This window comes from Glaesserella sp. (assembly GCF_041814905.1).
GTDB lineage: Bacteria > Pseudomonadota > Gammaproteobacteria > Enterobacterales > Pasteurellaceae > Glaesserella.
Map to the genome: position 1 here is coordinate 1 of NZ_JBGXYA010000084.1, position 7,590 is coordinate 7,590.

Here is a 7,590-nt window from a genome sequence, read left to right on the forward strand (position 1 = left end):
CCAATGGCGTGCGGACAACCCATATAGTCAAAATAACCATCACGTCCATTTTTCTCAACAACAATCAATCTTGCAATGATTAATAACTTCGCTCCTGCCGTACTATTTTTTAATTCAACTACACTGCCTAACGGTAACATTATTTACTCCTATCTTAACCAAATGCCATAATTTATAAGCACATTACCTAATATATATACATAAGCATAGACTGCAATATAAATATATTTTATTTTACTGTTCTCAAAATCAAAAGGGGTCTTTGTCAGAACACGATTCCAAATAATTTTAATCATACAAATCATTATAAAATTCATAAAATACACACCGAAATAAATCAAAATTATCATCGACACATCATAATGCCACGATGGCAATGAAAAAAAATACAAATACAATTTACTAATCAATGTATAAAGTATTATGCCAGATAACAAAATAAAAAAAGTCTTATAGAAATATCTGTTATTTCGTGTATAAAAAACTAAGAACGCGATACATAAACACAGTATATAATTAATCATAATTAAATATAGATTTCCAATCATCCCTCATTACACCATAGTTAACATCTACCTCTAAATCACCTTTTAAACCAAGTAATATAGCAAGCTCTCCGCTAACTCCGACTGTTGCAACTTCTTTATTTAAATCAATCAAAGTCTTTCCGCCCAAATCTCCACCAACAGAACCCGCACTACCGCCGAAACTTCCGCGAGCATTCAGGTATCGACTGTTTAACTCACCTTTGGCTTCAGCCTCGACCAGTGAAGCCTTGGCTTTAAGATTAATCTCACCACCATAAATATTATCTCTTCCACCGTATACTTTTGCAGTAGCCTCACCGCCGGCAGAACCTAATTTCCCTTCCAGGCTTCCACCTGCACCTAAATTTTTATCTCCCAGTTGTGCATTTACGGCTGCACTAGTAAAGACCCCTTCCGCTTTGGCAGAAATTCCGTTGTTGTTATCAAAATGCCCATCTGCAGCAAGTATCTTCGCTTTAAACCCTGCATTTTTTCCTTCAATAGACATATCCAGCATTTTCACTGAGGCGTTTCCATTTCCATAACTCGCCGTAAAAGCGGTTGCTTTGGAATTAATGCCGTTTTGATTATTATGGATATAACCGTCTGGAGAAGCATTGCGGGTTAACGTCCAAACTTGTGAATCCCCGCCTTCTCCTCCGCCGGCACCTCCGCTACCACCGGCAGCGCCACTTCCTCCACTTATTTGACCGCTTTCGCTTGGGGGAGCGTCGACGGACGGATTTAAATGAACTTCGCCACCGTTGATTTGAATCTCTTTACCTTGGATATCGATTTTTCCGCCGTTAAATAGCGTAATTTTGGCACCGGCCGTTTCTAAAATAATATTGCTGCTTAATGATTCAAAGGTGATATCTCCTTGTACCAATAATCGGTATTCCGCCCCGATAGAGGCAGAGGAATTTTTTAGAATCGTCGTGCTTTCATCGGCAATTACTTCTTTATAACGGTTTTTAACTACCGTAACTACCTGATTCCCCATTACTACTTCAGAATGGTTACCTTTCACGTTGGTACTGCGGTTATTCAATACTTTGGTATTCATATCCCGTTGGGCGTGGAGATTTAAACGTTGTCCGTTGGTGGAATCGTCCATCATAATGCCGTTATAGCCGCCGCCTTTATGGGTTTGAGACATCAAATCCATCTGCGGTTTAGCATTCGGAAAGCCGGCAGGTAACGGCATATTGGCATGATAAGTTCTACCGGTCACAATCGGCTGGTCAGGGTCACCCTCTAAAAAGTCCACGACAATTTCATGTCCGACGCGCGGGATCGCCATCATTCCCCAGCCTTTCCCCGCCCAAGGTTGAGTAACTCGAATCCAGCATGAACTGTGGTCGTTATATTGACCTTCTCTGTCCCATAAGAATTGTAGGCGGATACGCCCATATTTATCGGTATAAATTTCTTCTCCCGGCGGACCTGTAACAATAGCAACTTGCGGACCGTCAACACGAGGTTTGGTTTGTTGTTGAGGTCGCCACGTTTGGACCCGCGGAATAAATTCAAACCGGTTTGTGAGGGTTGTTGCGTTGTCACCGGCTTCAAGCTCGGAAGACTGTGGTTGTTGCCCTTCATATACAATACCGGTGAGCTGCCAAAATGTATTGAGACTCTCGTTAGGGTGGTTGTATAAACGGAATAATCGTCCGATTTGTAGTTCAGGGCTGTTACTTTCACCCCAACCCAGATGGGCATCTTGTCTTAAGCCGTCTAAACGGTATTGCGTATATTGTTTTCCTCGACTGTCTTTAAACCGTCCGGGGAAATCATAGTGTTCGTAGCCGGTCCGCTGGTGTTCGGCATCGTTGGCAGACGCATGAAATTGTGCCGACCAATTCGGTTTTTTAAATGTATAGTCTTTCAGGCTGGCTTCAGACGGACGAACCCGTTCGCTACGGTTAAAAGTGGTAATCCCTTTTTCCTGTAATTGTGCATTCTTATTTAAATTGTAAGGGATAAGCAGTGCTTGTTCGGTATTTAAAGTTTCCGCATCATCACTGAAAATCAAGCGATGTTGTCCGTCATGTTGCTCAAAGTAATAAAAAATCCCTTCCTCTGCGGTGATACGTTGCAAAAATTCAAAATCCGTTTCCTGATATTGAACACAAAACTCTCGAGCGGAATGCGGTTGGCGTAATACAAATGCGTAATCGGCAACATTATTTTCGTCTAACAGGGTAGAGAGAATGGTTTGAATATCTTTTTGCTGAAAAATACGGGAATTATGACGTAAGGTCGCCCGCCATAAATCCGGATAGATCTTTAATCGGTAATGGGTTAGGCGGAATCCGCTGTCGCCTTGCTCAAAATCCGCAACCATACCTGCAATGGTTTGCTGCTGCGTACCGTCTTGCCAAACGGTTAATATGGCACGATTATCCAATACCATCGCCGGAACAATAGCTGAATCTGCACTACTCAGTGTGATATCCAAACGATATAAATCGTTATAACGAGAATTTAAGCGGAACTCAATTACGGAAAAGAGCGTTGGGGAGAGTCCTTCGATTTCTAAGGTGAATTGTAAACCGCTTGGTGATCGTTTAAATAATGCGGTAAGCATATCTAACGGTGAACTGAATTCCGATGGGACTCCGCCGGTAAGAGCAGAAGATGATATTGGTTTGATTGCTTGTGAGATTTTTTGTACGCGGTGAATCACATCTTTTGCGACCGCAACAGCTTGAGTTGCTTGTGAAACAACCTGCTGAGCTTTAGCTGCTTGTGCTGCCAGTTTCTCATTGCCGAGTAAATCGGTTACAGAACTCACTCCGCCGGCAAGTGAAGCCGCAGAAGATAAATTAACACCTTGTTGAGCGAATTGTTTTACAGCATTCAATGCATTTGTACCGGTTGAAACGGCATTGGTTGCTTGAGAAATTTTACGCTGTGCCTTTTGAACCTGATCGCTTAAATTATCAGCGCCTACAATATCAGCGACATTGCCGGCTTGTTCAGTGACTTGAGCTAAATTATTTACATTAGATAAAAGGTCTTTTACCATCGGAATCTACCTTATATACTTATAATAGGAGCGGTTGATATTAACTTAACAATAATAGAATAACATAACTTTGGTTAGAAAAAGAAAAGTTTAGTTTGCAAATTTTGTATAAGAATATTGTAAAAAACATCTATTTACAGGATACTTAGTATTATTTTAAGCGAAAAGCCATTAAATAATATTAATAGCCAATAATATAAACATCCATATTAATCCCGAGAATATCCGCATTAAACGGATTAAGCTAACTTGAGACAACTATGACAACACATCAATATCACTTCAATGAAGGCACAATCACCTTGCCGGTATCGTGGCAAGACCAATCGATGAATGTATTTGTATTACCGGACGACAGCGGAATCAATTTAGTGATTAACCGAGTTGCGGTGCCGGTGGGGATGGGGGAGGAGGAATATTACCATCAGGTGATTCACCAATTTCAGGATAATTTAAAACATTATCGCGAGATATCCCAAGAGGTCGTGCAATTAGATAATAAGCCGGCGCATTTATTGGAATATCAATGGCAAACGCCGGAGGGGATAATGTATCAATGTACGTTATTGCAAATTCGCGGTCATTTATTACTGACCTTTACATATACGGCAAATACGCCGTTTACGAAAAAGCAACGTCAGGCGATGTTGGAGATTATTTATACGTTTAAATCGACGGCGGATAATTTAAACGCCTGATGATATAATGATTTTAAAGAGAATAAGAAGAGACGGTTTTCGTTATGGCAGAATCCCCAGATATCGTAGCGCGCATCACCCAAAATATAAATGCGTTCCAATATTCAAAAGTGCACATTACCGGTCCGTTGGAGGTTGTTACACCGGCTGCCCGGGTGGATGATATCATCAATCACACGAGTTTTTGGTCGGCGCTAGCCGGAGCGGTGGTAGGAGCGGTGGTGACAGCCGGTATTTTTGCGCTTGCGGCGGCGGGAGTTGCGGCGGTGGGGATTACCGGCGGATTAGCGGGTCCGATAGTGGCTGCGGCAGTGGGCGCCTTGGCGACGTTTGCGCTGTCGGGCGGGATATCACAGATAAGCGGTGCGGTCACAAAATTTGTGGATGAGGCGATAGGAGGAGAGCCGAGCGGGCCGATAATCAAAGGTTCGACAGACGTTTATGTGAACGGTAAACCGTTAGCGATGGCGGATTTAGAATTAAGTGTCGGTTGTACGCGTCATTCCCCACCGCCGAAGATAGCGCAGGGGAGCGAGACGGTATCGGTGAATAACAAGCCGGTGGCACGTAAAGGGGATAAGACGGAATGTAGCGCGACGATAGCGGAAGGTTCGCCGAACGTATTTATCGGTTCGGGGCAGGGGACTTACGTCGAGATGAAAAGCGAGTTTACCGGTTTTCAACGTGCGTTATTGTTTGCGGTGGAGTTTGTAATTCCGCCGACGGCGATATTTGGTAAGGGGATTGCGAAGGGGCTGGCGAAGGTCGGGAAGGCATTAGTAACGAAAGGTCCTCGCGTCAGTGCGGCAATTGCCGCCAGAATGGCGGGCAGGGCGGCGAAAGGATTGGCTACCGGAGCAGCCCGTAAAGCACAAAGCGTGGCGAAGGCGGCGAGAGCGGTGAGCAGGGGAGCTGCCAAAGGAGCAAAAGCGGTCGGTCGTGGTGTTGCTAAAGGCGCAAAAACGGTAGGAAAAGGGATTGGAAAAGGCGCTAAGCAAGCCGGCAAAATTGCGCGCGGTAAAACCTTAGGTTGTGCCAAATGTGCTTTTAAAAATAACAAAGGCATAAAACGCTTTACCGAAGCGGCGAAAAAGTTTGTTAAAGGCGACCCGATAGATGTTTTAAGCGGTCATATCGTTGAACAACGCACCGATTTCACTCTCGGTCAAACATTACCGCTGTCATTTATCCGTACCTGGTCTCGTCATAAAGACGAACAACAATCCGAAGGCTTGTGCGGACGTTTCTGGACGGACAACTTCTCCGAATATGCCGAAGTGTCCGACAACGGGCGGCACGTCAAAATTGCGACTTTTGAAGGCACTTATTTACGCTTTGCCTTGCCGCAAGGCGGTGCGGAATCGTTCAATCCCGACCACCCGAACTACGCACTGATTCGCCATCGCGAATATTTCGAGTTGTTTAATCGCGACACGCGTATTTCCAAACTCTTTTATTTTATTGAAACCGCGGAAATTGATGATGCCGATGCCGAATCGGCATCCGAATCCGAATCCGATTTGACTTTTCCGCCGATACCTGACGGACGCTATTTAATCTCCGCTTGGTTGGATACTTTTGATAATGCGGTACAGTTCCACTATAACGCACAGTCGTGGTTGGAATCGGTGTCGCACACCGACGGCATTATTCTCACCTTAACCTACCAAGGCGATTGGTTGCACCAAATCACCCGGGTGGACAATGGTCAGCAACAGGTGTTGGTAACGTATACTCAAGACGAACACGGACACCTTATCGAATCCGACGCCTTGTTGGATTATCACCTGTTTTACCGTTACGACAGCCGTTCCAATCTGACCCGCTGGGCGGATAATGATAAAACGTGGGTGGATTATCATTATGACGAACAGGGCAGAGTGATTCACAGCATCGGCGCGGACGGGTTTTATCCGGTGTGGTTTGAGTACGGTGAAAATCAAACCCGCGTACGCGACGGCAAGGGCAATGTCACCGTCACCGTATACGACTACGACCCGCATATCATGAAACCGCTTGTTATCACCTCGCCAAGCGGCAGACAAACCCGTTTTGCCTACGACCGTTACGGCAATTTGCTTACTCAAACCTTTGCCGACGGTTCGCAGGTGAGTTTTGATTACTTAGAGCAAACCGGCTTAGTCACAAGCTTTACCGACCCGTCGGGCGAACGTTGGCAGTACGGCTATGATGATAACGAACAACTGATTCGGATTGAAGACCCGATTGGGCGGGTGTGGCAGGCTGCTGAGCACAAAACCGATTCGCAAACCACCGCACTGTTTACCGCTCCGGACGGCAGTCAAACGGAATTTATCCGCAATGAATACGGTTTATTAACCCAAATTATTCGCAAAAATCACGGCGAAACGGGCCGCTTGCAGACGGCATTTTACCGTTACGACCCGCGTCACCGCTTGATTGAAAGCCAAGACGCCGAACAACGCCGCATTCAACTGTCTTATAATGCGGAAGACCAAGTCAACCAACTGAAAACCGCGAACGGTCATTTTTGGCATTACGGTTACAACGCACATGCCAAACTAACCAACACCGCGCGCCCGAACCAAAGTTCGGAAACCCACATCTACGACCGTCACGGCAACCTCACCAAATACACCGACGCCAACGGTGTCGTATGGCAATTAAAATACGGTGCCTTTGATTTGCTGATGGAAAAAATTGACGGTGAAGGTAACCGTTGGCAATACGCTTATGACAAAGACAGCTTAAAACTCCAAGAAGTCACCAACCCGAAAGGCGAACGTTACACTTACACTTTCAATGCCGACGGGCAGGTCGAAACTGAAACCGACTTTGCCGGTAATGTATGGCAGTATGCTTATAACGAACTCGGTCAATTACATCAATTGACCGACGGTGAAGGCGACAACGCCTATTACCATTACGAGACAAGCGGTCAGTTAAGCGAATTAATTTGCAAAGATAACCGCTATACCTACACTTACGACAAGGTCGGACGCGTCACCCAAATTCAATCCATCGACAGCACCTTGACCTATCGTTACGACGTCAACGACCGCATTGTCGAAGAAACGCAAAACAACCATAAAATCCACCGCACTTTTGATGATGAAAACCACTCGGTTACGCGCACGCTTATTCTTGAGGGGCAAGCTCCGATTGTTACGCGCTTCAAATATAACCAAGTCGGCGAACTCGTCCAACTGGATTTACCGAATACAAGCGGTCAGAAACAGCAATTATTTTGTAAATATGACGCCAACGGCAATGAGATTCAGCGCACTTCCAATCAGGGGTTTATTTTTAACCAACGCTTTGACGAGATGGACTGCCTGACCCATCAGCGGGC

4 protein-coding genes are annotated in these 7,590 nt (G+C 45.2%); 2 read left to right on the top strand and 2 right to left on the bottom strand.

Annotated features, from left to right (window positions below):
- A partial coding sequence (locus tag ACEYJ7_RS11485) for a DUF4176 domain-containing protein (protein ID WP_373779237.1) occupies positions 1–140 on the bottom strand: 140 nt, incomplete at its 3' end.
- A gap of 376 nt (positions 141–516) precedes the next feature.
- A complete protein-coding gene (locus ACEYJ7_RS11490; RefSeq protein WP_373779234.1) occupies positions 517–3,558 on the bottom strand; it encodes a type VI secretion system tip protein VgrG in 3,042 nt (1,013 codons plus the stop codon).
- A 260-nt stretch (positions 3,559–3,818) separates the two neighbouring features.
- On the opposite strand from ACEYJ7_RS11490, the gene ACEYJ7_RS11495 reads away from it, so the two are divergent.
- Together ACEYJ7_RS11495 and ACEYJ7_RS11500 are read left to right on the top strand one after the other, a co-directional pair.
- Entirely contained in the window at positions 3,819–4,256 is a 438-nt protein-coding gene (locus ACEYJ7_RS11495; protein WP_373779235.1) for a DUF1795 domain-containing protein, read from the top strand.
- A gap of 44 nt (positions 4,257–4,300) precedes the next feature.
- Positions 4,301–7,590 (top strand): PAAR domain-containing protein (locus ACEYJ7_RS11500; protein WP_373779236.1); only part of this gene is annotated, 3,290 nt, incomplete at its 3' end.